At 63.6% G+C, this 25,506-nt stretch carries 28 protein-coding genes; 20 read left to right on the top strand and 8 right to left on the bottom strand.

Going from position 1 to position 25,506, the window contains the following annotated elements:
* Nucleotides 1-13: 13 nt before the first annotated feature.
* The 5 genes from AC1DX6_RS26750 to AC1DX6_RS26730 all read right to left on the bottom strand — a co-directional run bounded on the left by AC1DX6_RS26750 (nt 14) and on the right by AC1DX6_RS26730 (nt 2,875).
* Complete coding sequence (locus AC1DX6_RS26750; protein WP_477318917.1) at nt 14-532, bottom strand: YcnI family copper-binding membrane protein; 519 nt, start codon at nt 530-532, stop codon at nt 14-16.
* Between the two features lie 40 nt (nt 533-572).
* Entirely contained in the window at nt 573-1,091 is a 519-nt protein-coding gene (locus AC1DX6_RS26745; RefSeq protein WP_477318915.1) for a copper chaperone PCu(A)C, read from the bottom strand.
* Between the two features lie 103 nt (nt 1,092-1,194).
* A complete protein-coding gene (locus AC1DX6_RS26740) occupies nt 1,195-1,551 on the bottom strand; it encodes a DUF2946 family protein (RefSeq protein ID WP_477318913.1) in 357 nt (118 codons plus the stop codon).
* 92 nt (nt 1,552-1,643) lie between these two features.
* Nucleotides 1,644-2,582 (bottom strand): GntR family transcriptional regulator, encoded by a 939-nt coding sequence (locus AC1DX6_RS26735; protein ID WP_477318911.1) that lies wholly within the window; start codon nt 2,580-2,582, stop codon nt 1,644-1,646.
* Between the two features lie 62 nt (nt 2,583-2,644).
* Nucleotides 2,645-2,875 carry a hypothetical protein gene (locus tag AC1DX6_RS26730; protein ID WP_477318909.1) on the bottom strand — a complete coding sequence of 77 codons (231 nt, stop codon included), beginning with the start codon at nt 2,873-2,875 and terminating at the stop codon, nt 2,645-2,647.
* Here AC1DX6_RS26730 and AC1DX6_RS26725 point away from each other — a divergent pair.
* The 6 genes from AC1DX6_RS26725 to AC1DX6_RS26700 all read left to right on the top strand — a co-directional run bounded on the left by AC1DX6_RS26725 (nt 2,856) and on the right by AC1DX6_RS26700 (nt 10,553).
* Entirely contained in the window at nt 2,856-4,361 is a 1,506-nt protein-coding gene (locus tag AC1DX6_RS26725) for a UxaA family hydrolase (protein ID WP_477318907.1), read from the top strand. The genes AC1DX6_RS26730 and AC1DX6_RS26725 overlap by 20 nt on opposite strands.
* Before the next feature lie 66 nt (nt 4,362-4,427).
* Complete coding sequence (locus AC1DX6_RS26720) at nt 4,428-5,426, top strand: aldo/keto reductase (protein WP_477318905.1); 999 nt, start codon at nt 4,428-4,430, stop codon at nt 5,424-5,426.
* A 316-nt stretch (nt 5,427-5,742) separates the two neighbouring features.
* Nucleotides 5,743-6,738, top strand: coding sequence for a substrate-binding domain-containing protein (locus AC1DX6_RS26715; protein WP_477318903.1), 996 nt, complete (start codon nt 5,743-5,745; stop codon nt 6,736-6,738).
* 148 nt (nt 6,739-6,886) lie between these two features.
* Nucleotides 6,887-8,440 carry a sugar ABC transporter ATP-binding protein gene (locus tag AC1DX6_RS26710; protein WP_477318901.1) on the top strand — a complete coding sequence of 518 codons (1,554 nt, stop codon included), beginning with the start codon at nt 6,887-6,889 and terminating at the stop codon, nt 8,438-8,440.
* Nucleotides 8,437-9,405, top strand: coding sequence for an ABC transporter permease (locus tag AC1DX6_RS26705; RefSeq protein WP_477318899.1), 969 nt, complete (start codon nt 8,437-8,439; stop codon nt 9,403-9,405). Before AC1DX6_RS26710 ends, AC1DX6_RS26705 begins: the two co-directional genes overlap by 4 nt.
* Before the next feature lie 131 nt (nt 9,406-9,536).
* Entirely contained in the window at nt 9,537-10,553 is a 1,017-nt protein-coding gene (locus AC1DX6_RS26700; protein WP_477318897.1) for a zinc-binding alcohol dehydrogenase family protein, read from the top strand.
* Nucleotides 10,554-10,830: 277 nt separating this feature from the next.
* Here AC1DX6_RS26700 and phnF read toward each other — a convergent pair whose 3' ends face one another.
* On the bottom strand, nt 10,831-11,580 hold the full coding sequence (gene phnF / locus AC1DX6_RS26695; RefSeq protein ID WP_477318895.1) for a phosphonate metabolism transcriptional regulator PhnF: 750 nt from the start codon (nt 11,578-11,580) through the stop codon (nt 10,831-10,833).
* Nucleotides 11,581-11,699: 119 nt separating this feature from the next.
* On the opposite strand from phnF, the gene phnG reads away from it, so the two are divergent.
* The 14 genes from phnG (at nt 11,700) to phnE (AC1DX6_RS26625) (ending at nt 23,003) form a co-directional block, all read left to right on the top strand.
* A complete protein-coding gene (gene phnG / locus AC1DX6_RS26690) occupies nt 11,700-12,161 on the top strand; it encodes a phosphonate C-P lyase system protein PhnG (protein ID WP_477318893.1) in 462 nt (153 codons plus the stop codon).
* A complete protein-coding gene (phnH, locus tag AC1DX6_RS26685) occupies nt 12,161-12,772 on the top strand; it encodes a phosphonate C-P lyase system protein PhnH (protein ID WP_477318891.1) in 612 nt (203 codons plus the stop codon). Before phnG ends, phnH begins: the two co-directional genes overlap by 1 nt.
* Nucleotide 12,773: 1 nt before the next feature.
* Entirely contained in the window at nt 12,774-13,886 is a 1,113-nt protein-coding gene (locus AC1DX6_RS26680; protein WP_477318889.1) for a carbon-phosphorus lyase complex subunit, read from the top strand.
* Nucleotides 13,883-14,302 (top strand): FosX/FosE/FosI family fosfomycin resistance hydrolase, encoded by a 420-nt coding sequence (gene fosX / locus AC1DX6_RS26675; protein WP_477318887.1) that lies wholly within the window; start codon nt 13,883-13,885, stop codon nt 14,300-14,302. Before AC1DX6_RS26680 ends, fosX begins: the two co-directional genes overlap by 4 nt.
* A complete protein-coding gene (locus tag AC1DX6_RS26670; RefSeq protein ID WP_477318885.1) occupies nt 14,299-14,571 on the top strand; it encodes a hypothetical protein in 273 nt (90 codons plus the stop codon). Before fosX ends, AC1DX6_RS26670 begins: the two co-directional genes overlap by 4 nt.
* Before the next feature lie 5 nt (nt 14,572-14,576).
* Nucleotides 14,577-15,458, top strand: coding sequence for an alpha-D-ribose 1-methylphosphonate 5-phosphate C-P-lyase PhnJ (locus AC1DX6_RS26665; RefSeq protein ID WP_477318883.1), 882 nt, complete (start codon nt 14,577-14,579; stop codon nt 15,456-15,458).
* Nucleotides 15,455-16,231, top strand: coding sequence for a phosphonate C-P lyase system protein PhnK (gene phnK, locus AC1DX6_RS26660; protein ID WP_140536281.1), 777 nt, complete (start codon nt 15,455-15,457; stop codon nt 16,229-16,231). Before AC1DX6_RS26665 ends, phnK begins: the two co-directional genes overlap by 4 nt.
* Before the next feature lie 208 nt (nt 16,232-16,439).
* Nucleotides 16,440-17,147, top strand: coding sequence for a phosphonate C-P lyase system protein PhnL (gene phnL / locus AC1DX6_RS26655; RefSeq protein ID WP_477318881.1), 708 nt, complete (start codon nt 16,440-16,442; stop codon nt 17,145-17,147).
* The gene (locus tag AC1DX6_RS26650; protein WP_477318879.1) at nt 17,144-17,758 is read left to right on the top strand and encodes a DapH/DapD/GlmU-related protein; all 615 of its coding nucleotides are present in this window, start codon (nt 17,144-17,146) and stop codon (nt 17,756-17,758) included. The genes phnL and AC1DX6_RS26650 overlap by 4 nt, the downstream gene beginning before the upstream one ends.
* Before the next feature lie 102 nt (nt 17,759-17,860).
* Nucleotides 17,861-18,571, top strand: coding sequence for a DUF1868 domain-containing protein (locus AC1DX6_RS26645; RefSeq protein ID WP_477318877.1), 711 nt, complete (start codon nt 17,861-17,863; stop codon nt 18,569-18,571).
* A gap of 135 nt (nt 18,572-18,706) precedes the next feature.
* Nucleotides 18,707-19,564, top strand: a complete 858-nt coding sequence (gene phnC / locus AC1DX6_RS26640; RefSeq protein WP_477318875.1) for a phosphonate ABC transporter ATP-binding protein — start codon at nt 18,707-18,709, stop codon at nt 19,562-19,564.
* 148 nt (nt 19,565-19,712) lie between these two features.
* Complete coding sequence (gene phnD / locus AC1DX6_RS26635; protein WP_477318873.1) at nt 19,713-20,621, top strand: phosphonate ABC transporter substrate-binding protein; 909 nt, start codon at nt 19,713-19,715, stop codon at nt 20,619-20,621.
* A gap of 55 nt (nt 20,622-20,676) precedes the next feature.
* Nucleotides 20,677-21,633 (top strand): phosphonate ABC transporter, permease protein PhnE, encoded by a 957-nt coding sequence (gene phnE, locus AC1DX6_RS26630; RefSeq protein WP_477318871.1) that lies wholly within the window; start codon nt 20,677-20,679, stop codon nt 21,631-21,633.
* A 2-nt stretch (nt 21,634-21,635) separates the two neighbouring features.
* Nucleotides 21,636-23,003, top strand: a complete 1,368-nt coding sequence (phnE, locus tag AC1DX6_RS26625; RefSeq protein WP_477318869.1) for a phosphonate ABC transporter, permease protein PhnE — start codon at nt 21,636-21,638, stop codon at nt 23,001-23,003.
* 268 nt (nt 23,004-23,271) lie between these two features.
* Here the strand turns inward: phnE (AC1DX6_RS26625) and AC1DX6_RS26620 are convergent, their stop codons facing one another.
* Together AC1DX6_RS26620 and AC1DX6_RS26615 are read right to left on the bottom strand one after the other, a co-directional pair.
* Complete coding sequence (locus tag AC1DX6_RS26620; RefSeq protein WP_477318867.1) at nt 23,272-24,123, bottom strand: sugar phosphate isomerase/epimerase family protein; 852 nt, start codon at nt 24,121-24,123, stop codon at nt 23,272-23,274.
* A 172-nt stretch (nt 24,124-24,295) separates the two neighbouring features.
* Nucleotides 24,296-25,486: a Gfo/Idh/MocA family protein gene (locus tag AC1DX6_RS26615; protein WP_477318865.1), complete on the bottom strand. Its 1,191-nt coding sequence runs from the start codon at nt 25,484-25,486 to the stop codon at nt 24,296-24,298.
* Between the last annotated feature and the right edge of the window lie 20 nt (nt 25,487-25,506).

The following is a 25,506-nucleotide window of genomic DNA, read 5'->3' as shown; positions in this document are numbered from 1 at the left end:
ACCGCCAGGGAGATCATTTCTTCGGCAAAAGATCGATGCCGGGCGCCGGAAACTCCAGCGCATCCTCATCTTGGCCCACCGCCGGAATCTCTATCCAACGATCGGCAACGCCATCGCATTCCTGCAACACCGGAAAATACAGCTTCCCGCCGGCCGGCAGGTCCGCCGCCAGCGTGCCGCGGAAGACAAACTCGTCGTAGAATTCGTCCGGCAGGCTGCCGGCGCTCCAGTAGACTTCCTTGACGCCATCGGTCACCGCCTGGCCGTAGAGCTGATAAGACTTCTCGTACTTGCCCCTCTTGGTCTGCAGCGTCCAGCCGGGCTTGGGCATCGGCTTCACCCCGATCACCCCTTCGGGGATTTGCACGCGGACGGCGGTCGTTGCCTTGCCGTCGCAGCCATGCGGCACGCGCAGGATTGCCTTGTAGGTCGAGCCGACCGGCGCCTCCTGGGTTTCGAGCGTGATGTGAGCGAAGGCTGCGCCGGTGCCCAGGAAGAGAAGCGCGCCGGCGGACAAAAGATACCTGTTCATGATGGTCTCACTTGAAAACTTGGTTGGCAAAATGATTGGGTCAATCGTTGTCTTCTTGCGGCGCCGGGCTGCCGATGGCTTGCACGGCGAATTTGACCGTCACCGCCCCGGCCTTCTCGAAGGTCAGCGTCGCGGCAAACATCTCGCCTTCCCTGGGCGGCTGCTTCAAATCCATGAACATCACGTGATAGCTGCCCGGCCCCAGAATGACCTTGCCGCCTGCCGGAATTTCGAGACCATCGACGACCGGCCGCATGGTCATGACACCGTCCTTCACGCCCATCTCATGCAGCTCGGCCTTGGCCGAAATGTCCGACGAGATCGACAGCAGACGATCCGGCGAACTGCCGGTGTTGGTGATGGTGAAATAGCCGCCGGCCACTTTGGCGCCGGCCGGCGTGGCGCGCGACCAGGGGTGCCCGATCTCGATATCGCCGACCTTAAACTCGTGCGCGAAAACGGATTGGGCGCCGGCGAACAACAGGGCGAGAACAAAAACGGCAATGCCGAGGCGCTTTTCAAGGCTGCGTAGCAACCGCGAGCGGAAAGCGTGAGACATGATGGCTCCATGGATGAATTGAGAGATCGCACCGTTGCCGGTCGCGAAACAGTTTCCGATGTTGGATGAATGCGCCTGCGAAAGGTTCCGCGAGGCGAACGGCTCAGGCCGTTGCCGGCGGTGCACGCGGGTTCGATGGCGAGCGGTCGCGGGCAAAGTCGAGATGCCGGAATGCAGGCAGCACAAAGGCGACGGCTTCGAACGAAAGGCTGGCGGACACTGTGCCGGCAGCGGGCGGCGGCGCATAGGCAGCCGACACCTTGCTGCAGCCGAGCATGCAGCATGCCGGCATGTGCTGCTGGTGCGGATCGCCGCCGGGAATCTGGGCCGCACCCTCATGAGTGCAGATGACATTGCCGAAGGCATCGAGTTGCGAAACATCCGGACCGGCGCCGAAGGCGAAGGCGCCAAGCGTCGACTGGAGCAGCAGCAGATAGGCCGCGGCGAACGCGGCCAGCATGCTCCATCGTCTCCGCCGGATGTTCAAGAACTGCCTCTCCACGCAACAGCGCAGATACCTAGCACGCGATCAACGGCCGGAAAATCGCCAAATCACGGCTGCGGCAACGCGGCGCGATCACCAACACCAACACCAACACTGCGGCCACCGGCTTCGGGGATCGAGGTCAAAAGCGTGTGGCGCGCCGATTTCAGGTGTTTGCGGCAGGCAGCGTCGACCTTGCCGAGATCGCGCGATTTCAGCGCCGCGATATAGGCCAGGTGCTCGGAGACAGCCACTTCGTTGCGCTCGCGCTCCTGCGCCTTGTTCCACTGATAGTGGTAGTGGAAGATCATCGCGATCACATCGTAGAAATCGACGATGAAGCGGTTGAGCGAGGCGCGGTGGATCAGCCGGTGAAAGCGCTCGTCGAGCTCCGAGAATTCGTTGAAGCGGGTGGCGATCTCGCGCGCCAGCAGGCGATGCTCGTCTTCGAGCCGGTCGAGGTCGGCCCAGACCGGGCTGTCTTCCGGCAGAGCGGCAAAGGCGGCGGCCGAGCGCAGTTCGAACATCTCGCGGATTTCGGTCAGCTCCAGGGCGAAGGCACGGGTAAAGCCCTTCAGCACCCAGTGACTGTTGCGCCGCTTTTCGATCAGGCCGAAGCGCGAAAAGCGGATCAGGAACTCGCGCACGCTGGTAGTGCCGACGCCGATCTCGCGCGCCAGTTCGAGCTCGTTGATCTGCATGCCGGCCTCGGCGCCGCCGGCCAGCAGCCGCCGCATAAAGGAGCGCTCTATGATCTGCGCCAGCGTGTCGGTCTCTTCCTCGGGGAAAAAGTCGTCCGGCCGCGGCTCGCGCAAAACCGTCTTGGCGCGCTTGTTCCAGGCAATCAGCCCGGTCTCTTCCATGCGCGCCAGGATGGTGCGCACAGTCGTGCGGCTGACCCCAAGCAGCGTGCCCAGCTCCGGCTCCGACGGCAGGCTCTTCGTTTCATCGAGTAGCCGCAGGCAGCGGTTGTAGGCGTCTTTGTAGACGTTGTTGCTCTTCGACATCCCCTGCCCCGTTGCGCGCCGGCGCTTGCGGCCAGCTTGAAGCGCGATATGACAGACATTCCCTAGCGCATGGCACCGAAAATCGGAATCGCTTTCGAAAAAGCATCATGCGCGATTCCAGCTTTGGTTGCAGCGTCGTGCGCCCAAAGGCCGCGCGACACCCAGCGAAAAAACAATTGACGTAAAAATGTTTTTTCACGATAAAAGACAATATCTGTTAACAGGCGCGTGTCAATCCGCCCGCGCATCCCAGGAACACCCAGGAAACTGCCCGTGAACGCCTCAAACAGCATTCTTCTGTCTCCCGCCGACAATGTCGCGGTCGCCAATGGCCGCATCGAGATCGGCACGGTGCTGCCCGGCGGCGCCGTCGCCACCGCGCTGATCGAGCCTGGCCACAAGGTGGCGATCAAGCCGATACCGGCCGGTCAAGCCGTGGTGAAATATGCGCAGGCGATCGGTCGCGCCACGCAGGATATCGCGCCGGGCGAGCATGTTCATTCGCACAATCTGGTCTTTGAAGCCGGGCGTTTGCCTGTCGTGCCGCCGAGCGAGGCCGTGCACGAGACCGAAGCCGACCGTATCAGGACGTTCATGGGTTACCGGCGCGCCGACGGCCGGGCCGGCACCCGCAACTTCATCGGCATCGTCGCCAGCGTCAATTGCTCGGCCACCGTTTGCCACGCCATCGCCGACCAGGCGAACCGCGAGCTGCTGCCCAAATATCCAGGGATCGACGGCTTCGTGCCGATCGTCCATGGCCAGGGCTGCGGCATGAGCGGCACCGGCGACGGCATGATGGTGCTGCACCGCACGCTGGCCGGCTATGCCCGTCATCCGAATTTCGGCGGCGTGCTGATGGTCGGGCTCGGCTGCGAGGTCAACCAGCTTACCCTCTACGGCCAGAAGGGTGTCGCCGCGGGAAAACGTCATTTCAACATCCAGGACGCCGGCGGCTCGCGCAAATCGGTAGAGAAGGCGATGCTGGTTCTGGCCGAAATCGCCGAGGAAGTCGGCAAGCTTGAGCGTGAACCGATCCCGGTCAGCGAGATCGTTGTAGGCCTGCAATGCGGCGGCTCCGACGGCATGTCCGGCATCACCGCCAATCCGGCGCTGGGCGCCGCTGTCGATATCCTCGCCGGCGTCGGCGGCATCGGCATCCTCTCCGAGACGACGGAAATCTATGGCGCCGAGCACCTGCTCGCCTATCGCGCCGCGACCCCGGAGATTGCCGCCAAACTCGATGGCTTTGTGAAGTGGTGGGAAGATCACGTCGCCAAGCACGGCGCCTCGATCGACAACAATCCCTCGCCCGGCAACAAGCGTGGCGGCCTGACGACAATCCTGGAGAAGTCGCTGGGCGCGGTGGCCAAGGGCGGCCAGACGCCGCTCAACGGTGTCTTCGGCTATGCCGAGAAGGTCACCGGCCACGGGCTGGTGTTCATGGATACGCCCGGCTACGACCCGGTGTCGGCCACCGGCCAGGTTGCCGGCGGCGCCAACGTCATCGTCTTCACCACCGGCCGCGGCTCCTGCTTCGGTTGCCGGCCGACGCCGTCGATCAAGGTCGCCAGCAACTCGACCATGTATCACACCATGGAAGAGGACATGGACGTCAACTGCGGTGTCATCGCCTCGGGCGAAAAGACCATCGCCGGCATGGGCCGCGAGATCTTCGAACTGATCGTCGAGACGGCTTCGGGCCGCAAGACCAAGAGCGAGGCGTTCGGCTACGGCGACAATGAGTTCGTGCCCTGGCACCTCGGAGCGACTCTCTAGACCGACCAATTCTGACCAGGACATTTGTTTACGAACCGGCCAGTGGCCGGCAGGGGGAGGTTTTGCATGAAGAAACGCCGCATCGGTACAACGGCGCTCGAGGTCACCGAGGTCAGCTTCGGCGGCGCAGCACTCGGCGGCCTCTACCGGGCCTGTCCGCGCGAGGCAGCGATGGAAACGCTGCAGGCCGCCTGGGACGCCGGACTGCGCTATTTCGATACCGCGCCCTTCTACGGCTTCGGCCTGTCGGAACGGCGCGTCGGCGATTTCCTGCGCGACAAGCCGCGCTCATCCTACGTGCTGTCCACCAAGGTCGGACGGCTGTTCCGTCCGGTGCCGGAAGACCAGGTCCCCGATCACTCCTATGTCGATCCGCTGCCTTTCGCGCTCGACTACGACTATTCCTATGATGGCATCATGCGCTCGGTCGAGTTCTCCTATGCGCGGCTCGGCCTCAACAGGATAGACATCCTGTTTGTCCACGACATCGGCACCTACACGCATGGCGCCGAGAAGACCAAGCTGCACTTCCGCCAGTTTATGGAGGGTGGGCTGAAGGCGCTTGAGGAGCTAAAATCGTCCGGCGTCATTTCCGCCTACGGTCTCGGCGTCAACGAGGTGCAAATCTGTCTCGATGTGCTGCACCAGGCGCCGCTCGACTGCATCCTTTTGGCCAGCCGCTATTCGCTGCTCGACCGCTCGGCCGAAGCCGAACTGCTGCCGCTTTGCCGCAAACAGCAGACTTCGCTGATCATCGGCGGCGTCTTCAACTCCGGCATCCTGGCGACCGGCCCGGTGCCGGGCGCGCATTTCGACTATGCGCCGGCCACAAAGGACATTCTCGACCGGGTCGATGCGATGGAAAAGATCGCTGCCGAAGGCGGTTATCCCTTGGCGGCGGCTGCGTTCCAGTTTCCGTTGCACGAGCCCGTGGTGGCCAGCGTGCTGACGGGCACCGCCAAACCGGCCAATCTGACGCGCAACCTCGAACTGCTCGGCATCGAGGTGCCGGAAACCGAATTCGCCAGATACGCGCCCTACACGATCGTGCAGAAACTCGGCTGATGCGCCTCCCGACCGATGTGCGTAATCGCGCGATTGTGAAAAAGAATAAACATTCCATATTGACACAGATATGGAATTATTGTTCCATCTCGTTCGGAGGAGATCGGAAGCGTCGGAACGTGACATTGGGTATCGGCCCGGGAGGTCTGCTTTCTCAGGACCTCACGCAAACGGCACCAAACACCGCTTGCATCGACCGAACCTATGCACTATCAAAACCTGGTAAATGTTTTTTATTGATAAAGTTCTGTTTGGGCCGCGCCTATCCGAATGGAGCTTCCGTAACCTTCACCGGGCGTCCTAGGGAGGAATCCGCATGAAATTCGTAACCAGCATTCTCAACCGCCGCGCCGTCATGGCACTTGCAGCCGCCTCGATGCTTGCCGGCGTGATGCATTCGGCGCCGGCTTCGGCCGCTGACGTGACCATTCCGATCATCGTCAAGGACACCACGTCCTTCTACTGGCAGATCGTTCTGGCCGGCGCCCGCAAGGCAGGCAAGGACCTCGGCGTCAACGTGCCGGAACTCGGTGCCCAGGCCGAGACCGACGTCAACGGCCAGATCTCGATCCTCGAGAACGCCGTTGCCGGCAATCCGGCTGCCGTCGTCATCGCCCCGACCGAGGCCAAGGCGCTCGGCAAGCCGATCGACGAGGCCGCCACCAAGGTCAAGGTCATCGGCATCGACTCCGGCGCCGACTCCAAGGCCTTCACCTCGTTCCTGACCACCGACAACGTCCAGGGCGGCCGCGTCGCCGCTGACGGTCTTGCCGCTGCCATCGGCGCCGCCAATGGCGGCAAGGTCGAGGGCAAGGTTGCGCTGATCACCGCACTGCCCGGCGCCGGCTCGCTCGAGCAGCGCGCGCAGGGCTTCAAGGAACAGCTCAAGGCCAAATATCCCGGCCTTGAATTGGTCGCCGACAAATATGCCGACGGCCAGGCCACCACCGGCCTCAACATCGCCACCGACCTGATCACCGCCAATCCGGATCTCAAGGGCATCTTCGCGTCCAACCTGATCATGGCGCAGGGCGTCGGCCAGGCGATCGCCGAGAACAACCTTGCCGGCAAGGTCGGGCTGATCGGCTTCGACAGCGACGAGAAGCTGATCAAGTTCCTGAATGACGGCGTCATCTCCGGCCTCGTCGTCCAGGACCCCTACCGGATGGGCTATGACGGCATCAAGACCGCACTCGCCGCCTCCAAGGGCGAGAAGGTCGAAGCCAATGTCGACACCGGCGCCAATCTGGTCACCAAGGCCAATATGAAAGAGCCGAAGATCGACGCGCTGCTCAACCCGAAGCTCGACTGAGCATCGACATAGGCGCACTGTTTCCGGGGCATCAAAGCCCCGGAAACATCCAATGCCGCTTGGATATCCGCCGGTTTGAATTACCTTGGCGATGCGGCGGAGCCGCATCGCCAAGTGCCAATCGCAAGGCCGATCTGGGAGGATTGTCATGACGTCGAAAGCGCAGGAACTGCACCCGCACCCAACGCTGGAACCGGGCAGGACGATCCTCGAACTGCATGGGCTGGAAAAGCGTTATCCCGGCACCCATGCGCTGAAGCCGGTCCACCTCGCTTTCAAGGCTGGTGAAATCCACGCCATCGTTGGCGAGAACGGCGCCGGCAAATCGACCTTGATCAAGCTTTTGACCGGCGTCATGCCGCGCACCTCCGGCGATGTCATCTGGGAAGGCAAGCCGGCAGCGCTGGCGACCCCGCACGAAGCGATGGCCCTCGGCATCAATGCCGTGCACCAGGAAGTGGTGTTGTGCCGCCATCTCACCGTTGCCGCCAACATGTTCCTCGGCGAGGAGGACTCGCGCTACGGCATCCTGCAGCAGCGTGCCATGGTCCGGGAAGCCCAGAAGATCATCGACGGTCTCGGCTTCGACCTGCCGGCGCATGTCACCCTCGGCGACCTCACCATCGGCCAGCAGCAGCTGATCGCCGCTGCCCGCGCCACCGTGCGCGGCACCAAATTCCTGATCTTCGACGAGCCGACCGCCTATCTCACCCGCAAAGAGGCCGACCAGCTGTTCACGCTGATCCGCAGGCTGAAGGGCGAAGGCGTCACCATCATCTACATCAGCCATCGCATGGAAGAGGTGTTCGAGCTCGCCGACCGCGTCTCCGTGCTGCGTGACGGCACGCTGGTCGGCACCCGCAACATTGCCGAGACCAACGACGCCGAGCTGGTCAAGATGATGATCAATCGCTCGATCGAGCAGGTCTACCACAAGGAGCATTTTACGCCCGGCGCGATAATCGTCGAAGCGAAGAACCTGTCGGGCAAGGGTTTTGAACACGTTTCCATGTCGGTCCGTGCCGGCGAGATCGTCGGCCTCTACGGCCTGATCGGCGCCGGACGCAGCGAATTCGTCACCACGCTCTACGGCCGCCACCGCAAGTCGGCAGGCCAGATCCTGTGGGAAGGCAAGCCGGTCCAGGTCAATTCCGAGCACGACGCGATCAAGCTTGGCATGGCGCTGGCGCCGGAAAGCCGCCGCGACCAGGGCCTTTGCCTCAATTTGCCGGTCGGCCTCAACCTCAATCTGCCGATCTACAAGCGCATCTCCAAGAACATGCTGATCTCGGGCGCGAAGGAGAAGGCCGAGGCCGATCGCCAGATCGCCGATCTCAGGATCAAGACGCCGACGCGCGGCGCGCTCGCCTCCAGCCTGTCCGGCGGCAACCAGCAGAAGATCGTCATCGGCAAATGGCTGGCGCACGGCGCCAAGCTGTTCATCTTCGACGAGCCGACGGTCGGCGTAGATGTCGGCACCAAGGCCGAGATCTACCGCCTGTTCGGCGCGCTGTTGTCGAAGGGCGCCGGCATCATCCTGATCTCGTCCTATTTACCGGAGGTCTATGAACTCTCCGACACGCTGCACGTCTTCCGGCGTGGCAAGCTGGTCGCCACGCACGGGTTCCGCACCGCCGACCACGAAGAAATTCTCACGCAGGCGCTCGCCGAGAAACAAGAAAAGCTGGGAGGACAGACATGAGCACCGAAGCAGCAGCAGTCGAAAAACCGAAACGCAATTACAATGCCCTGTTCGGGCTGACGCTGCTGGCGCTGCTGGTCCTGTTGTGGGTCATCCTGTCGGTGTCGACGCAGAGCTTTGCCTCGGGCAACAACATCTCGAACCTTTTGCGCCAGGGCTCGATGATCGCCATCCTTGCGGTGGGTCAGACCTTCGTCATCATCACCGGCGGCATCGACCTGTCCGTTGGTGCCGTGGTCGGCTTTGCCACCGTTATCGCCGCCATGCTGATCAATGCCGGCGTGCCGGTTATCCTCGCCATTCTCATCACCTTGCTGGTCGGCGTCGCCATCGGCCTGTTCCACGGCTTCGGCATCGTCAAGATGGGACTGCCGCCCTTCATCATCACGCTGGCGACGCTCACCTCATTGCGCGGCATCGGCCTCTTGATGACCAACGGCAACTCGATCTCGATCAACAACGACGCTTTCCAAGAGTTCTCGCGCAACTCTTTCCTCGGTGTCCCCAATCTGTTCTGGATGGTGATCATGGTCGGCATCCCGGCCTACATCTTCCTGCACCACAGCCGTTGGGGCCGCTATCTCTTCTCGGTCGGTTCCAACGCCGAGGCCTCGCGTCTCTCCGGCGTCAATGTCCAGCGCACGATCTACATGGCCTACACGCTGTCGGGCCTGTGCGCGGCCTTTGTCGGCGTGCTGCTGGCCTCGCGCATCGGTATCGGCAACCCGACCCAGGCCGAGGGCTGGGAACTGCAGGCGATCGCCTCCTCGGTGATCGGCGGCACCTCGCTGTTCGGCGCCGTCGGCTCGGTGCACGGCCCGCTGCTCGGCGCCTTCATCCTTGCCACCATCAACAACGGCGCCAATCTTTTGAACGTCAACGCCTTCTGGCAGCGCATCATCACCGGTGTGCTGATCATCGTCATCGTCTACTTCGACGGCCTGCGCCGCCGCGGCGGCAAGTAGTCACCACCGAAATTGATCGCCGGCCCGGCCTCGCCGAAGGGCCGGCGATTTCATCAGAGCAATTCCAGGAAAAGTGTGAAGCGGTTTCCGTCCGGAAGTGCGTAAAACAAAGAAACCGACTGGATTGAAGCATGAAAGCCGTCGTTTGCCGCTCGCCCGGCGACCTAGTTCTGGAAGATCGCCCCGCACCTGACGCACCGCCTTCGGGCTGGGCGCTGGTGGCGGTGAGCCATGTCGGTATCTGCGGCACCGATTTTCACATTTTCGAAGGCAAGCACCCGTTCCTCGCCTATCCGCGCATCATGGGCCATGAAGTCTCCGGCACCGTGATCGCGACCGGCGAAGGCGTCGAGCTCACCATCGGCGAACCGGTGATCATCAACCCCTATCTGGCCTGCGGCAAATGCATCGCCTGCCGGCAAGGCAAGCCGAATTGCTGCGTCAGGATCGAGGTGCTCGGCGTGCATCGCGACGGCGCCATGGGTGAGCAGATCCTGGTGCCGGCGCAAAACCTTTATCCGGCAAACGGCCTGTCGTTGGCCGATGCTGCCGCCGTCGAATTCCTGGCCATCGGCGCCCATGCCGTGCGACGCGCGCAGGCTGTATCAGGCGCCCGCGCGCTGGTCATCGGTGCCGGGCCGATCGGGCTCGGCACGGCGCTGTTTGCCCGCATTGCCGGTCTTGACGTGACGCTGCTCGACATGAGCAGCGAAAGGCTCGGCTTTGCCGCAAGCGAACTCGGCTTTTCGACGCTCGATGCTTCACAGGGTTCTGCGGCCGATCTGGTGCGAGAGGCGACCGGCGGCGAAGGGTTCGACGCGGTTTTCGACGCCACCGGCAACACCGCCTCGGTGCAGTCGGCCTTCGCCCATGTCGCGCATGGCGGGACGCTGGTGCTGGTCAGCGTGGTCAAGGACGACATCACCTTTTCCGACCCTGAATTCCACAAGCGCGAGATGACGCTGATCGGCAGCCGCAATGCGCTGCGCGCCGACTTCGACCATGTCGCCGCCTCGATCCGAAACGGCGCGGTGCCGCTGGCCAAGCTCGTCACCCATCGCACCACGCTCAGCGATACGCCGCGCGACCTCGCCCGCTGGGCGCACGAGAAATCCGGCCTGATCAAGGCGGTGATCGAGGTCGGATAAAACGTCCGCTCCGACACGAAATTCGGCGGATCGTTGAGACTTCGGCAGATCGCATGCCTCGGCAATTTGCCGAAACGCCCATCGCTTCGTCATCCACGGGCGGAGCAAGGAGCGTAGCGACGCGGCGCAGACCCGAGGATCCATGCCGTGATTTCGAGGCGCTGCTTCGGTGCAGAATTCTGGTCCGCTGCGATCCTCGCCCGAGATCGCGGCATGGATCCTTGGGTCTCCGCGACGGAGCTCCGCTCCTGCTTCGCCCAAGGATGACGAAAGTTAGCTACAGCGCCGACAGCTTCAACTCCACCCGCTCGGCTGGAAAGCGAGACTCGGAAAACTGGATCGGCTGGCCGGCGGGCGTGACGTTGACGGCCACCGTGACCAGCACGATGGCGCCCGGCTGCAGGTCGAGATCGGCAAGATCGGCCGCATCGGCGTGGCGCGCCGACAGAACGGTCGATTGCCGGAGATAGTCGTCTATGCCGAAGCGGGCCAGCGACGCGGTGATCGAACCGGTCTGCGCCATCGCGGCATCGATGCCGGCGAAACGTCTGGCATCGAACCAGCCGGCGGCGCGCGACACAGGCCGTCCGTCAGCTTCGCCGCGTGTCTCCAGCCGGATCACCTCGGCGCCCTTGGCCAGCCCAAGCCCCTCGGCGACACGCTGGCTCGCCGGCTCGACCGATGAGGCGAGTAGCACGATATGCCGCTCCGATGCCTGTCCTTGCAGGCCTTCCGAAAAGCGTGTGCGCGCGCCGATCGGATAGGACAGCCGTTTGCGCGACAGCACGAAGGTGCCACGCCCTTGCTCGGCCCTGAGCACGCCGTCCTGCACCAGGGCGGCGATGGCGCTGCGCACCGTATGGCGGTTGACGCCATAGCGTTCGGCCAGCGCCACTTCCGGCGGCAGCGCGGCATTCTCGGCAAAATCGCCCAAGGCAATCGAATGCAGGATCTGGTCGGCGATCTGCCGCCACAACGAGACGCCGCTGCGTCGCTCGATGCTATCAGCCCTTTGCTGCCCGACCATTTCCGCCCCGATCCTTTGCCCCTGTCATCCACCCGTCATGGACACGCGCTAGATAATAGATATAATTTGTATAGATGTCTATATCACTAGACAAATATACACGAACAGGAGCAGCAGCCATGCGAGGACAGGAAGCGCGCGATCAAGCCGAGCGCAAGGCCGTCATGGCAACGCTGGCGCAGGCAAGCGGCGATGACATCGTCCGCCTCTGGAACGCTGCCGGCCTACCCTCGGAAGCCGAACTTCTGCGCGGCCCCGAAACCGGCCTGGTCACCGTGCGCGGCCGCATCGGCGGCGGCGGCGCCCCCTTCAATGTCGGTGAAGCCACGGTCACCCGCACCACGGTCCGGCTCGCATCCGGGCAGGTCGGCCATTGCTACGCGCTTGGCCGCGACAAGCAGAAGGCGAGGCTCGCAGCCATCGCCGATGCGCTCTGGCAGGATTCTGCCCACCGCGACGATGTTCAGGCCAAACTCATCGCCCCGTTGCAGGCGGCATTGGCCCAGGCGCGCGAAAAACGCCGCGCCGAGACGGCGGCAACCAAAGTGGATTTCTTCACCATGGTGCGCGGAGAAGATTGATGGACATCGCAACCCAATCGATCGATGGCGGCTTCGCCGATCCGGTGTTCAATGCCCAGACCGTGTTCCGCGCCGTGATGGACGCAATGGCGCGGCCGGGCACCGTGCAGGCCCTGCCGATCTTTGCCCGCCCGCCGGCGCCGTTGTCGGCCACCGCCGGCGCCATCGCGCTGGCGCTGTGCGACAACGACACGCCGCTCTGGCTCGACCCCACCTTGCAGGCCGCCGTGGCGGCCAAATCCTGGCTCGGTTTCCACTGCGGCGCGCCACTGGCCAACACGCCGGCCGACGCGCATTTCGCGTTGATGGCAGCACCTGCGGAGATGATGTCGCTCGACGGTTTTTCGCAAGGCACCCAGGACTATCCCGATCGCTCCACGACGCTGATCCTGCAGGTGAGCGATCTCGTCTCGGGCACTCCGCTTCTGCTCGCCGGTCCCGGCATCGAGACGACGGCAACGATCGCACCGGCGCAGATGCCACGGCATTTCGTCGAACAGTGGAAGCAGAACAATCAGCGCTTTCCGCGCGGCGTCGACCTCATCCTTGCCGCACCGGGCGGCATCGCCTGTCTGCCGCGCACGACGCGCATCAAGACGATGGAGGCCTAGCATGTATGTCGCGGTAAAAGGCGGCGAAGCGGCCATCGCCAATGCCCACAGATTGCTCGCCGATCGCCGGCGCGGCGATCGTTCGGTGCCGGCACTTCGCCTCGACCAGATCGTCGAGCAACTGGCGCTCGGCGTCGACCGGGTGATGAGCGAAGGCTCGCTCTACGATCGGGAATTGGCGGCGCTGGCCATCGTCCAGGCGCGCGGCGACATGATCGAGGCGATCTTCTTGGTGCGCGCCTATCGCACCACGCTGCCGCGCTTCGGCTACACCAGGGCCATCGACACCGCCACGATGCTGGTCGAGCGGCGCGTGTCGGCGACCTACAAGGACCTGCCCGGCGGCCAGTTGCTCGGGCCCACCTTCGACTACACCCACCGGCTGCTCGGTCCCGAGCTTGCGGCGTGCGCCGATGTCGCCGAACCGCTGCAGCGCGCCGGCGAGGCCGAAGCCATGCCGCGCGTGTCGGCGATCCTCGCCCGCGAAGGCCTGATCGAGCCGGATGGCGACATGCCGCAGGACCATGTTCCCGGCGACATCACCCGCGAGCCGCTGGAATTCCCGATGGCGCGCGACATCCGCCTGCAAGCGCTGTCGCGTGGCGATGAAGGTTTCTTGCTGGCGCTCGGCTATTCCACTCAGCGTGGCTACGCCCGCAACCACCCCTTCGTCGGCGAGGTCCGTATCGGCGAGGTCGAGCTGGAGCTCGACGTGCCGGAACTGCCCTTCGCTGTGCCGCTCGGCAGCGTCCGCGTCACCGAGTGCCAGATGGTCAACCAGTTCAAGGGCTCGGCCAAGGCGCCGCCGCAATTCACTCGCGGCTACGGCCTGGTCTTCGGCCAGAGCGAGCGCAAGGCGATGGCCATGGCGCTCTGCGACCGCGCGCTTCGCGCGACCGAACTCGGCGAGGATGTCGTCGCCGCGGCCCAGGACGAGGAGTTCGTCATCTCGCATTCCGACAATGTCCAGGCCACCGGCTTCGTCGAGCATCTGAAGCTGCCGCATTATGTCGACTTCCAGGCCGAGCTCGATCTGGTGCGCCGCATGCGCGCCGAGCACGACGCCCGCGAAAACCCCGGCAAGGTCGAGGAAAAGCGCGAGGCCGCGGAATGATCGAGGGCCTCTCCCACATCACCTTCATCGTGCGCGATCTCGACCGGATGACCGCGATCCTCACTGGGATTTTCGACGCGCGCGAGGTCTATGCCAGCGACGCCGAGCAGTTTTCGCTGTCGCGGGAAAAATTCTTCCTGATCGGCGACATCTGGATCGCCATCATGCAAGGCCAGCCGCTACCGGAACGCAGCTACAACCACATCGCCTTCAAGATCGATGACGCCGATTTCGACCGCTACGCCGGGCGCGTCGGCAAGCTCGGCCTCGACATGCGCCCGCCGCGTCCGCGCGTCGAGGGTGAAGGCAGGTCAATCTATTTCTACGACGACGACAACCACATGTTCGAACTGCACACGGGCACGCTTAATGAGCGGCTGAAGCGCTACGCCAGAGGATTGGAGGCTGTGCAATGAATTCAGTGCCCGCCCCCATGGCCGCCACCGTCGTGGGAATGACCGCCATAGCTGCCATACCCGGAGTAGCCACCATTGCTGAGACCTACGGACTCACCGTGAGAGCCCTCTTTTGGCGCGAGCAGAATCATGCGCCGAAGGAAAAAGAGAACGACGCCGGCGAACACCAACAGCAGGATTCCGAGATGTATCCAACCGGTTTGGGTCATCCGATTTCGCCCCCGTTTCCGCGTCCTGGACGCCAATTTGATAGCACGATGTGGATGTGATCGCCATGACCGACATCGCCACCTACAATTTCGCCTATCTCGACGAACAGACCAAGCGGATGATCCGCCGGGCGATCCTCAAGGGCATCGCCATCCCCGGCTATCAGGTGCCGTTCGCCTCGCGCGAAATGCCGATGCCTTATGGCTGGGGCACTGGCGGCGTGCAGGTCACCGCTTCGATCATCGGCCCCGACGATGTGCTGAAGGTGATCGACCAGGGCGCCGATGACACCACCAATGCCGTGTCGATCCGCGCCTTCTTCAAGAAGGTCGCCAATGTTGCTGTCACCACCGATACCGCCAGCGCCACCATCATCCAGACCCGCCACCGCATCCCCGAACATCCGCTCAGCGCCGGACAAGTTCTGGTCTACCAGGTGCCGATCCCAGAGCCGCTGCGCTTCCTCGAGCCGCGCGAGACCGAGACGCGCAAAATGCATGCGCTGGAGGAATACGGCCTCATGCATGTGAAGCTCTACGAGGACATCGCCAGGCACGGCCGCATCGCCACCACCTACGCCTATCCGGTCAAGGTCGAGGGCCGCTATGTGATGGACCCGTCGCCGACGCCGAAATTCGACAATCCGAAGATGCACCAGTCACCGGCGCTGCAATTGTTCGGCGCCGGCCGCGAAAAACGCATTTATGCGTTGCCGCCTTTCACTGACGTCGTCAGCCTCGACTTCGAGGACCACCCTTTCGAGGTGCAGACCTTCGACCAGCCTTGCGCGCTGTGCGCGGCCGAGAATGTCTATCTCGACGAGGTCATTCTCGACGACCATGGCGGCCACATGTTCGTCTGCTCCGACACCGACCACTGCGAGAAACGCCGCGAAGAGGGCCATCGCGGTCACCTCTCACCCGAGATGATGGAGCCGGCAGAGTGACCGACGAACCGCTGCTGCGCGTTTCAGCGCTATCCAAATTCTACGGCTCGCGCGTCGGCTGCGAGAATGTCACCTTCGACCTGTGGCCCGGCGAGGTGTTGGCCGTCGTCGGCGAATCCGGTTCCGGCAAGACGACGCTGCTCAACTGCCTGTCGACACGGCTGTTGCCCTCTTCCGGCACCGCCAGCTACCGCATGCGCGATGGCCAGTTCCGCGAGCTCTATCGGATGAGCGAGGCCGAGCGCCGCTTCCTGATGCGCACCGACTGGGGCTTTGTCCACCAGAACCCGGCCGATGGGCTGCGCATGACGGTGTCGGCTGGCGCCAATGTCGGTGAGCGGCTGATGGCGGTCGGCGACCGCCACTACGGCAGGATCCGCGCCACGGCTGTCGACTGGCTATCGCGCGTCGAGATCGACGAGGACCGCATCGACGACGAGCCGCGCGCCTTCTCCGGCGGCATGCGCCAGCGCCTGCAGATCGCCCGCAACCTCGTCACCGGGCCGCGGCTGGTGTTCATGGACGAGCCGACCGGCGGCCTTGACGTCTCGGTGCAGGCCCGCCTGCTCGATCTGCTGCGCGGTCTGGTCACAGATCTCGGCCTCGCCGCCATCGTCGTCACCCACGACCTCGCCGTGGCGCGGCTATTGTCGCAGCGCATGATGGTGATGAAGGACGGCCGTGTCGTCGAAAGCGGCCTCACCGACCGCGTCCTCGACGACCCGCGTGCGCCCTATACGCAATTGCTTGTGTCCTCGATTCTGCAGGTGTGACGATGGCGCCAAGTCACCCCCCTCTGGCCTGCCGGCCATCTCCCCCTCAAGGGGGGAGATTGGCAGCTTTGCCGCCCAACCCTTTCTGCAACGGAAGAGACTGGCGAAACCGAAAGCGACAGCCGATCTCCCCCCTTGAGGGGGAGATGCCTGGCAAGGCAGAGGGGGGCGCTGTCCCGCCAACGAATGACGATTGGAGGACTTTCTGATGCCGACCCCTCTCGTTGTCTCCGATGTCGCAAAAAGCTTCACCATGCATCTGCGCGACGGCATCAAACTGCCTGTTGTCGCCGGCGTCTCGTTCTCGATTCGGGCCGGCGAATGCGCCGTGCTCGGCGGCCCCTCCGGCGCCGGCAAGAGCTCGATCCTGAAAATGCTTTACGGCAACTATGCCGTCGACGAAGGCCAGATCATTGTCCAGCACGATGCCGGCCTCATCGATCTGGCGATAGCCAGCCCGCGCACCGTGCTTGCCGTTCGCCGGCAAACGATCGGCTATGTCAGCCAGTTCCTGCGCACCGTGCCGCGCGTCTCCGCACTCGATGTCGTCGCCGAACCGCTGGTCGAGCGCGGCGAAGAGCGCGAGGCAGCCAGAGGCAAGGCACGCGCGCTGCTGGCGCAGCTGAACCTGCCGGAAAAACTCTGGGGGCTGCCGCCGGCGACGTTTTCCGGTGGTGAGCAGCAGCGCGTCAACATCGCGCGCGGCTTCATCACCGAACATCCGATCCTGCTGCTCGACGAGCCGACCGCCTCGCTCGACGCCAGGAACCGCGACGTGGTGATCGCGCTGATTGCCCAGAAGAAAGCGGCGGGCGTCGCTCTGCTCGGCATCTTCCACGACCACGACGTGCGCGAAGCGGTGGCCGACCGCATCATCGACGTGACCAATTTCGCTGCCGGAAAAATCGCCGCATGAGCAGGAAACTGTCGGAAGCGCCGCTGGTCCACGAGACGGCGCAGGTCGAGAATTCGAAGCTTGGCCGCTGGACCGAGATCGCCGACCGCAGCCGTGTCTCGGAGAGCATCCTCGGCGACTATTCCTACATGATGCAGGACTGCGCCGTCTGGTGCACGACCATCGGCAAGTTTTCCAACATCGCGGCCAGCGTGCGCATCAACGCCACCAACCATCCGACCTGGCGACCGACGCTGCACCATTTCACCTACCGCGCCTCGGACTACTGGGATGACGCCGAGCACGAGAGCGAATTCTTCGCGCAGCGCCGGGCCAGGCGCGTCACCATCGGTCACGACACCTGGCTCGGTCACGGCTCGACCATCCTGCCCGGCGTCACCGTTGGCGATGGTGCGGCGGTTGGCGCAGGTGCCGTGGTATCCAAGGACGTCGCGCCCTACACCATCGTCGGCGGCGTGCCGGCCAAGCCGATCCGCGAGCGCTTCGACCGCCGCACCGCCGAGCGCTACCAGGCGCTCGCCTGGTGGGATTGGGACCATGCCAGGCTGCGCGCAGCGCTGGATGATTTCCGCGAACTGGAGGCTGAGGCCTTTCTGGAGAAGTACGGCTGACATTGCCGCCTTCACATATGTGTCATCGCCACCGACGGGCACGCCCGTTTCATACCCTTGACACATGACTCGGACAGGAGGCGATCTTCCCAGGAGATCGCAATGCTCGACACCGTCAAACCCTCGCTCGCCGGATTCCTCGAAGGCACCAACCCCAACCCTCCAGTGCATCTCGGCACGCGCTACGACAGTGCAGGCAATTTCCTGTTCGAGCCCGGCAACACCGTGGTCAGCCATCTCGAAAACGGCTCGACTTCCGAAGCGGTGGTTGTCGAGGTGCGGGAACGGATGCGAGCGACGCCGGACGCCGACCGGCTGGCCTTCACGCCCGTCTCCAGCCTGCATATGACGCTGTTCCAGGGCATCATCGAACATCGCCGCCGGCTTCCCTATTGGCCTGGCGACGTGCCCCTCGACACCAGCATCGACGACATGACCCGCCTTTACCTGAACCGGCTAAATGGCTTCGAAGGCCGTGGCGCGTTCAAGGTCAAGGTCGTCGATGTCGTGCCGACCGGCCTGACCGTTGCCGGCGCCACGGACGAAGACAGGGCCGTCATGCTTGCCTGGCGCGATGCGCTGTCGGCGCCGTTCGGCTACCGGCACCCCGACCACGACACCTATGTGTTTCACATCACCTTCGCCTACCAGATCCGGCGCCTTGCCGACGAAAGGGCGGCTGCATGGCAAGACTTGTTCGATGATTGCCTTTCGCTCTTTACCCGGCACGCGCCGGTGATCGAGTTGCGAGCGCCGGCATTCTGCAGCTTCAGCGACATGAAGCATTTCGAGGAGCTGCTGATCCTGGGCTGACCGATCCGGATCGATCGCTGATGTCGCGCCTGTGGGTGGTAACAAAACTGACATCAATCCGACACCGCAGGTTCATGGCGCTGCGCTAGCGAGGGTTAACAGACCTTCAAACTGCGACTGGACCGGAACCTGCTCATGTCAGCAAGCTCAGCCACGCTTGAAATCCGCGGCGTTACCCGCCGATTTGGCAAGAACACCGCCGTCAGCGCGGTCGACCTATCTATCCCCCAGGGTCAGATGGTCGGCATCATCGGTCGCTCGGGCGCCGGCAAATCGACCCTTCTTCGCATGATCAATCGTCTCATCGACCCCAGCCAGGGGTCGATTTTTTTTGACGGCGCCGAAGTTTCCGGCCTGCGCGGTTCGCCGCTGCGGCGCTGGCAGCGCGATTGCGCCATGATTTTTCAGCAGTTCAACCTGGTGCCGCGCCTCGACGTGCTGACCAATGTGCTGCTCGGCAAGCTCAATCATCGCTCGACCCTGACCAACCTGTTCGGTGTCTTCTCCCGCGGCGAGTGCGCCGAGGCGGTCGCCGCCCTCGAGCGCCTCGACATCGCCCGCACCGCGCTGCAGCCGGCCGGCACCTTGTCCGGTGGCCAGCAGCAGCGCGTCGCCATTGCCCGCGCCATGATGCAGCAGCCGAAGGTGATCCTGGCCGACGAACCGATCGCCTCGCTCGATCCGCTCAACGCCAAGGTGGTGATGGATTCGCTGCAGGACATCAATCTGCGTGAAGGCATCACCGTCGTCACCAATCTGCACACGCTGGACACCGCGCGCAGCTATTGCAACCGCATCATCGGCATGGCCGCCGGCAAGATCGTTTTCGACGGCCCGCCGGAAGACCTCAACCGCGAAGCCGTGCGCCTGGTTTACGGCGCCGACGCCAACGGCGCCGAGATCTCCGAGGCCATCACCTCCACCAGCATCGCCTACAAGCAAAAGATCGCCGCATCCGCCAGCCCGCTCGAGCCCGCATTCCCTGGCTACTGAGTCCATGATCCCGAAAAGTGGACACCGGTTTTCGGGAGAGATCATGGACAAGCAAACGAGCGGCTTGGATCGCCAGCCAGCGTCAAAGGCACCTGTCAAAATTCGAACGCACCCGGCGCGACGCCGGGACCAACAGGAGAGACATCAAATGTTCAGGAAGATGGTTTTTGGCGCCGTTTCATTGTTCGCCATCGCAGCGAGCGCCGCTCACGCCGCCGATATCAAGGAATTCCGCGTCGGCATCCTTGGCGGCGAGAACGAAACCGACCGGCTGCGCAACTACCAGTGCCTCGCCGATCATCTGAAGACCGAATTCGGCTTCGAAAAAGTGTCGCTGTTCCCGGCTGCCGACTATGATGGCGTCATCCAGGGCCTGCTTGGCGGCACGCTCGATTTCGCCGAGCTTGGTGCTTCCGGCTATGCCAGTATCGCTCTCAAGGACCCGAAGGCGGTCACCCCGATCCTCACCACCCAGCAGACCGACGGCGCCACCGGCTATTATTCGATCGGCCTGGCGCTCAAGACGTCCGGCATCACCGACATCAAGTCGGCCAAGGGCAAGAAGCTCGGCTACGCCGATCCGGACTCGACCTCGGGCTACCTGATCCCGCTGACCCAGATCCCGAAGGACACCGGCGCTTCGAACGAAGCCTTCTTCGCCTCCACCCAGTTCAATGGCGGCCATGAGAACAACATCCTCGCCGTCCGCGACGGCAAGGTCGACGTGGCGGTGGACGATTCCTCGGGCATCGGCGACTTCAAGAACGGCTACACCTCCGGCACCTTCCACAAGGAAGTCGCCAAGGGCGCCGTCGACCCCAACGACTTCGTCGAAGTCTGGCGCTCCGGCCTGATCCCGAACGGCCCGCTGGTCGTTCGCACCGAGCTCGGCACTGAGATGACCACCAAGCTCGCCAACTTCTTCACCGAGTTGCCCAAGAAGGACAAGGCTTGCTTCGAAGGCGTCGAAGGCGGCGATTTCACTGGCTACGTTCCGGTGAAGCCGGACTTCTACAACGTCATCGTCGAAGCCCGTAAAGCCGCGATCGGCGGCTGACGGCATCAGGAAAAGGGCGGTGCCTCCAGCGCCGCCCTTTTTGCATGTCCCGATCATGACCATCTCAGCGACAATCCATTCAGACGCGACCCGCCGCACGGCTGACGCCTGGCGGCGCCAGACGTCCTTGCGCCGGCTTTACACCGCCATCGGCATCGGTCTGCTGCTGGTCGCCATGCTCGGCACCATGTGGTTCGCCGACGAAGCCAATGCCGGCCACTTCTGGGACCGGCTGCCGCACATACTGGATTTCCTCAGCTGGCTCATCCCCAAGGACTGGAACGATGTCTGGCGGGCGCTTTTCGACGTCGCCTCACCGCATGACACCGGCACCCAGGAGTTCAATTTCCCGCTCGGCCGTGTCTATGTCTGGGGCGGTTTTTACGTCCCCGAATATTTCGAGCTGATGCTGACCACCGTCAACACGGCATTGGTCGCGACCTTCATCGGCTTCATCTTTGCCGTGCCGTTCTCCTTCATCGCGGCGCGCAATCTGACGCCGAGCCCGGCGCTCAGGCTCGTCGTCAAGCGCTTCATGGAATTGCTGCGCGCCTTCCCGGAGATCGTCATTGCCGGACTGTTCGCGGCCATCGTCTCGGTCGGCCCGGTCGCCGCCATCATCGCCATCGGCCTGCATTCGATCGGCGCGCTCGGCAAGCTGTTCTACGAGATCAACGAGAACATCGACATGCGCGCCGAGGAAGGCCTGAGGGCGGTCGGCGCCAACTGGTTCGAGCGCGTGCGTTTCGCCGCGCTGCCGCAGGTGCTGCCCAATTTCATGTCCTACACGCTGCTCAGGATCGAGATCAACGTCCGCATCTCGACCATCATCGGCGCCGTCGGCGGCGGCGGCATCGGCGAGGAACTGAAGCTCTCGATCTCGCGCGGCTTCGGCGCCAAGACGCTGGCGCTGGTGCTTCTCCTGTTCACCACCATCTTCATCGTCGACCAGTTCTCCGCCTGGCTGCGCCGCAAGCTGGTCGGCGAGCAGGCTTTCATGATGGGGGCCTGACCATGGCCACGATAACCGCCGACGAGATGCTGTCGATCGAGCAGCGCTTCCCGCAGGTGTTCCAGCGGCCTCTGTACAAGCGCTTCGGCCCGCTGTTCCTGTTCGCCGGTATCCTGCTCTATCTCGTCTATGCCTTGTGGTTCTTCAGCCTGCCGCAAGTGCTGAAGGAATCGCACTGGGAGCGCCTGCCGCTCTTCCTGACGCAGTGGATCAGCTACGATTTGCAGCCGGAATTCCGCCTCGACCAGCCTGAGATCACGCCGAAATACCCGCGTTTCTCCGCACTTGGCGAGAATCCCAACCCGGACTGGGTTATCACCAACCCGGACGGCTCCTTCACCGTCCTGATCGACGGCGCGGCGAAGTCCGTCACCTTCAACAAGGCCGAGGCGACACTGGTGGCCAATGGCCTGACAGTGCCGGTGGCGCTGGCCAGCGGCAAGCCGGTGATTTCGGGCCCGGTGCCCGACTGGATCACCGTGCATGACGACGAGGTCGTCGCCAAGATGGGCTTTGCCGGCGAGGTGCGCGTGACCGTCGATCGCGTAAAAGTCCGCAAGCGCTTCCTCGGTTGGGCCAATTTCGTCTTCGACACCCGCTCGCCCTTCTTCGGCAAGCCGGCCGGTGAAGTGATCTCGCTGATCTGGTCCGGACCTGAACTCAAGCCGGGCACCTCGAACCTGGCGCTGGCCGGCGACAACATCTGGAACAACGCCCAGTGGCAGCATGGCGACGTCTGGACGAAGCTGTTCCAGACCATCGTCATGGCCTTCCTCGGCACGCTTTTGGGCGGCATCATCGCCTTCCCGCTCGCTTTCTTCGCCGCCCGCAACATCACGCCGAGCGGACTGCTCAGCCAGGTGCTCAAGCGTTTCTTCGATTTCATGCGCTCGGTCGACATGCTGATCTGGGCGCTGTTCTTCACCCGCGCCTTCGGCCCCGGCCCGTTGGCCGGCAGTGCCGCGATCTTCTTCACCGAGATCGGCACACTCGGCAAAACCTATTCGGAAGCACTGGAGAACATCGACGACAAGCCGCGCGAAGGCATCCAGTCGACCGGCGCCAACGGCTTGCTGGTGCAACGCTACGGCGTGCTGCCGGAAGTGATACCCGTCTTCATCAGCCAGACGCTCTACCAGTGGGAATCCAACACCAGGGGCGCGACCATCATCGGCGCCGTCGGCGCCGGCGGCATCGGCCTGAAACTGTGGGAAGCCATGCGCACCAACTCCAACTGGGCCAATGTCTTCTACATGGTGCTGTTGATCCTGCTCGTCGTCTTCGTCTTCGACAACATTTCCAACTTCCTGCGGCGGAGGTTGAGCCGGACGATCCACGACTACAACAGGATCCAGGCCGAGCAGGGGTAGCCAAGCCGAAGCCACCAGTGCCGGCGATCAAGTGACGGCGGCCACCGCGCCTTCGTCATCCACGGGCGAAGCAAGGAGCGAAGCGACGCGGCGCAGACCCGAGGATCCATGCCGGGACGTCTGTGCTAGATGCTTCGGTGCAAAAAGAGGCCCCATTTGCATCCCTTGGCTGCACCGCCGCGGCGCTCGAATGTCGCGGCATGGATCCTCGGGTCTCCGCGTCCGCTACGCTCCCGCTCCGCCCGTGGATGACGAAGGGAGGGTGGCCCTAAGCCGCCTTCTTCCACCCGTTCCGGATATGCTTATACCCGTCGCGATAAACCGCCTCCGGACTCTCCGAGAAATCCCTCCACACCTTGGTCGCCGCCGCCAGATCCTTCAACGAACGCCCGAACGCCTCGATCGTCAGCCAGTCGTCATAGCCACTCTTGCGGATGGCCGAAAATGTCTCTTTCCACGGGATATTGCCCCGCCCCGGCACGCCGCGATCATTCTCCGAGATATGGATATGCACCACATTCCGGCGGTGCTTCGTATAGGCGCCGATCGGGTCGGCCTCCTCGATGTTGGCGTGGAAGGTGTCGTACATCGCCTTGATGTGCGGCCGGTCGATGGCGTCGATATGCTCCGACAGGTCAGCCATCGTGTTGAGGAGGTAGCATTCGAAGCGGTTGAGCGCCTCCAGCCCGATGGTGACGTTCTTCTTTCCGGCATGGTCGCCGATGGCGCGTTGCGAAGCGACCGAGCGCTTTTTCTCGGCCGCCGTCGGCCCGCTGCCGGAAAAGGCGCCGAGCGTCGAATGCAGCGGACCACTCAATTTGTTGGCGCCGAGCGCCCGGGCACAGTCGATCGCCCATTTCATATAGTCGATGCCGGCCTTGCGGGTCGAAGCGTCAGCCGAGATCAGGTTCATCGCCGGATCGCCCATGGCTGAAACGGCCGTACGCTCCAGCCCGATGCGGTCGAGCAGCTCGCCGAGCTTGCTGTAGTCGTCCGGCGTGCCGGCGAAAATCGGTATCTCGACGCCGTCAAACCCGGTCGCCTTGATGTCACGCAGCAACGGCTCGTGTTTCTTCGACACGGACGTCGTCCACAAAAACATGCACATGCCGATTTTCATCGACGCCCCCTCCCACTAGAATTTCGCGACAAGGGGTATCGAGATTCAGGTCAGGCCGAGCCGAGGATGGCGGGGGCCGAGAACCGGAGCGGAGCGTACTTAAAGTACGTGAGCACCGGAAGCGCAGGAACCTGCCATTCGCAGGCCGGCATCACCTGAATATCGACACCCCTTACAGCTTCGTCCACGCCCCATTCTTCTTCGACGACTTTACGCAGGCTTCGATGAAGGCCATGCCTTCGACGCCGTCCTGGATGGTCGGGAAGACGACATCCTTGCCCGGCTTGCCACCCTTCTTGCGCGCCGCGCGGATCGCGCGCGCGGCCTCCTGGTAGATGTTGGCGAAACCTTCGAGATAGCCTTCAGGATGGCCGGACGGAACGCGGCTGACGCGGCCGGCGACCGGCAGCGCGCCGGCGCCATTGCGGGTGAGCAATTGCTTCGGCTGGCCGAACGGCGTGTACCAGAGATAGTTCGGGTCGGCCTGCACCCATTCCAGCCCGCCCTTGGAGCCGTAGATGCGCAGCTTCAACCCGTTTTCATGGCCGGGTGCCACCTGGCTGGCCCAGATCATGCCCTTGGCCGGGTGCATCTTGCCGACCGGTTTGAAGCGCAGCATGACGTTGACATTGTCGTCGAGCTGCCGCCCCGGCACGAAGGCGTCGAGATCGGCCGACAGGGAATCGAGTTCCAGACCGGAGACGAAGCGCGCGAGATTGTAGGCGTGCGTGCCGATGTCGCCCAGCGCGCCGCCGGCGCCCGCCTGCTTGGGGTCGGAGCGCCAGGCCGCCTGCTTCTGGCCGGTGGCGGCAAGATCCTCGGTCAGCCAGTCCTGCGGATATTCCGACTGCACGATGCGGATGTCGCCGAGCACGCCCTTGGCCACCATCTCGCGCGCCTGGCGGATCATCGGATAGGCGGTGTAATTGTGCGTCAGCACGAACACCTTGCCGGTCTTTTCGACCACTGCCGCCAGCTTCTTCGCTTCGGCAAGCGTCGTTGCCAGCGGCTTGTCGCAGATGACGTGAATGCCGGCTTCGAGGAAAGCCTTGGCCGCCGGCACGTGCACATTGTTTGGCGTGACGATGGCCACCGCTTCGATGCCGTCGGGACGCTTGGCCTCGGCCTTGGCCATTTCGGCGTAGGAGCCATAGCTGCGGGCGGGATCGAGCCCGAGTTCGGCAGCCGAGGCCTTGGCGCGCTCGGGATTCGCCGACAGAGCGCCAGCGACCAGCACGAAGTCATTATCCAGGCGCGCCGCGATCCGGTGCACCGCGCCGATGAAGGCGCCCTGGCCGCCGCCGACCATGCCGTAGCGGATCGGGCCGCCGCCTCCCGTTTCCGATTTCGATGCGCCGACCATGCTTGTCTCCCTCGTCTTGT

The organism is Mesorhizobium sp. P2_C4 (assembly GCF_056404575.1).
The sequence above is the reverse complement of the archived record's forward strand: the minus strand, read 5'-3'. Positions and strand labels throughout refer to the sequence as shown.

What these genes read in the sequence shown, in the direction of transcription:
- AC1DX6_RS26670 (WP_477318885.1), top strand. Translation starts at nt 14,299, where the DNA reads ATGAATTCAGTGCCCGCCCCCATGGCCGCCACCGTCGTGGGAATGACC.
- AC1DX6_RS26735 (WP_477318911.1), bottom strand. Translation starts at nt 2,582, where the DNA reads ATGTCGAAGAGCAACAACGTCTACAAAGACGCCTACAACCGCTGCCTG.
- AC1DX6_RS26680 (WP_477318889.1), top strand. Translation starts at nt 12,774, where the DNA reads ATGTATGTCGCGGTAAAAGGCGGCGAAGCGGCCATCGCCAATGCCCAC.
- phnF (WP_477318895.1), bottom strand. Translation starts at nt 11,580, where the DNA reads ATGGTCGGGCAGCAAAGGGCTGATAGCATCGAGCGACGCAGCGGCGTC.
- AC1DX6_RS26730 (WP_477318909.1), bottom strand. Translation starts at nt 2,875, where the DNA reads ATGCTGTTTGAGGCGTTCACGGGCAGTTTCCTGGGTGTTCCTGGGATG.
- phnE (WP_477318869.1), top strand. Translation starts at nt 21,636, where the DNA reads ATGGCCACGATAACCGCCGACGAGATGCTGTCGATCGAGCAGCGCTTC.
- phnD (WP_477318873.1), top strand. Translation starts at nt 19,713, where the DNA reads ATGTTCAGGAAGATGGTTTTTGGCGCCGTTTCATTGTTCGCCATCGCA.
- phnH (WP_477318891.1), top strand. Translation starts at nt 12,161, where the DNA reads ATGGACATCGCAACCCAATCGATCGATGGCGGCTTCGCCGATCCGGTG.
- phnC (WP_477318875.1), top strand. Translation starts at nt 18,707, where the DNA reads ATGTCAGCAAGCTCAGCCACGCTTGAAATCCGCGGCGTTACCCGCCGA.
- AC1DX6_RS26700 (WP_477318897.1), top strand. Translation starts at nt 9,537, where the DNA reads ATGAAAGCCGTCGTTTGCCGCTCGCCCGGCGACCTAGTTCTGGAAGAT.
- AC1DX6_RS26750 (WP_477318917.1), bottom strand. Translation starts at nt 532, where the DNA reads ATGAACAGGTATCTTTTGTCCGCCGGCGCGCTTCTCTTCCTGGGCACC.
- AC1DX6_RS26665 (WP_477318883.1), top strand. Translation starts at nt 14,577, where the DNA reads ATGACCGACATCGCCACCTACAATTTCGCCTATCTCGACGAACAGACC.
- AC1DX6_RS26705 (WP_477318899.1), top strand. Translation starts at nt 8,437, where the DNA reads ATGAGCACCGAAGCAGCAGCAGTCGAAAAACCGAAACGCAATTACAAT.
- AC1DX6_RS26620 (WP_477318867.1), bottom strand. Translation starts at nt 24,123, where the DNA reads ATGAAAATCGGCATGTGCATGTTTTTGTGGACGACGTCCGTGTCGAAG.
- AC1DX6_RS26615 (WP_477318865.1), bottom strand. Translation starts at nt 25,486, where the DNA reads ATGGTCGGCGCATCGAAATCGGAAACGGGAGGCGGCGGCCCGATCCGC.
- AC1DX6_RS26650 (WP_477318879.1), top strand. Translation starts at nt 17,144, where the DNA reads ATGAGCAGGAAACTGTCGGAAGCGCCGCTGGTCCACGAGACGGCGCAG.
- AC1DX6_RS26740 (WP_477318913.1), bottom strand. Translation starts at nt 1,551, where the DNA reads ATGCTGGCCGCGTTCGCCGCGGCCTATCTGCTGCTGCTCCAGTCGACG.
- AC1DX6_RS26720 (WP_477318905.1), top strand. Translation starts at nt 4,428, where the DNA reads ATGAAGAAACGCCGCATCGGTACAACGGCGCTCGAGGTCACCGAGGTC.
- fosX (WP_477318887.1), top strand. Translation starts at nt 13,883, where the DNA reads ATGATCGAGGGCCTCTCCCACATCACCTTCATCGTGCGCGATCTCGAC.
- AC1DX6_RS26745 (WP_477318915.1), bottom strand. Translation starts at nt 1,091, where the DNA reads ATGTCTCACGCTTTCCGCTCGCGGTTGCTACGCAGCCTTGAAAAGCGC.
- phnG (WP_477318893.1), top strand. Translation starts at nt 11,700, where the DNA reads ATGCGAGGACAGGAAGCGCGCGATCAAGCCGAGCGCAAGGCCGTCATG.
- phnE (WP_477318871.1), top strand. Translation starts at nt 20,677, where the DNA reads ATGACCATCTCAGCGACAATCCATTCAGACGCGACCCGCCGCACGGCT.
- AC1DX6_RS26710 (WP_477318901.1), top strand. Translation starts at nt 6,887, where the DNA reads ATGACGTCGAAAGCGCAGGAACTGCACCCGCACCCAACGCTGGAACCG.
- AC1DX6_RS26715 (WP_477318903.1), top strand. Translation starts at nt 5,743, where the DNA reads ATGAAATTCGTAACCAGCATTCTCAACCGCCGCGCCGTCATGGCACTT.
- phnL (WP_477318881.1), top strand. Translation starts at nt 16,440, where the DNA reads ATGCCGACCCCTCTCGTTGTCTCCGATGTCGCAAAAAGCTTCACCATG.
- AC1DX6_RS26645 (WP_477318877.1), top strand. Translation starts at nt 17,861, where the DNA reads ATGCTCGACACCGTCAAACCCTCGCTCGCCGGATTCCTCGAAGGCACC.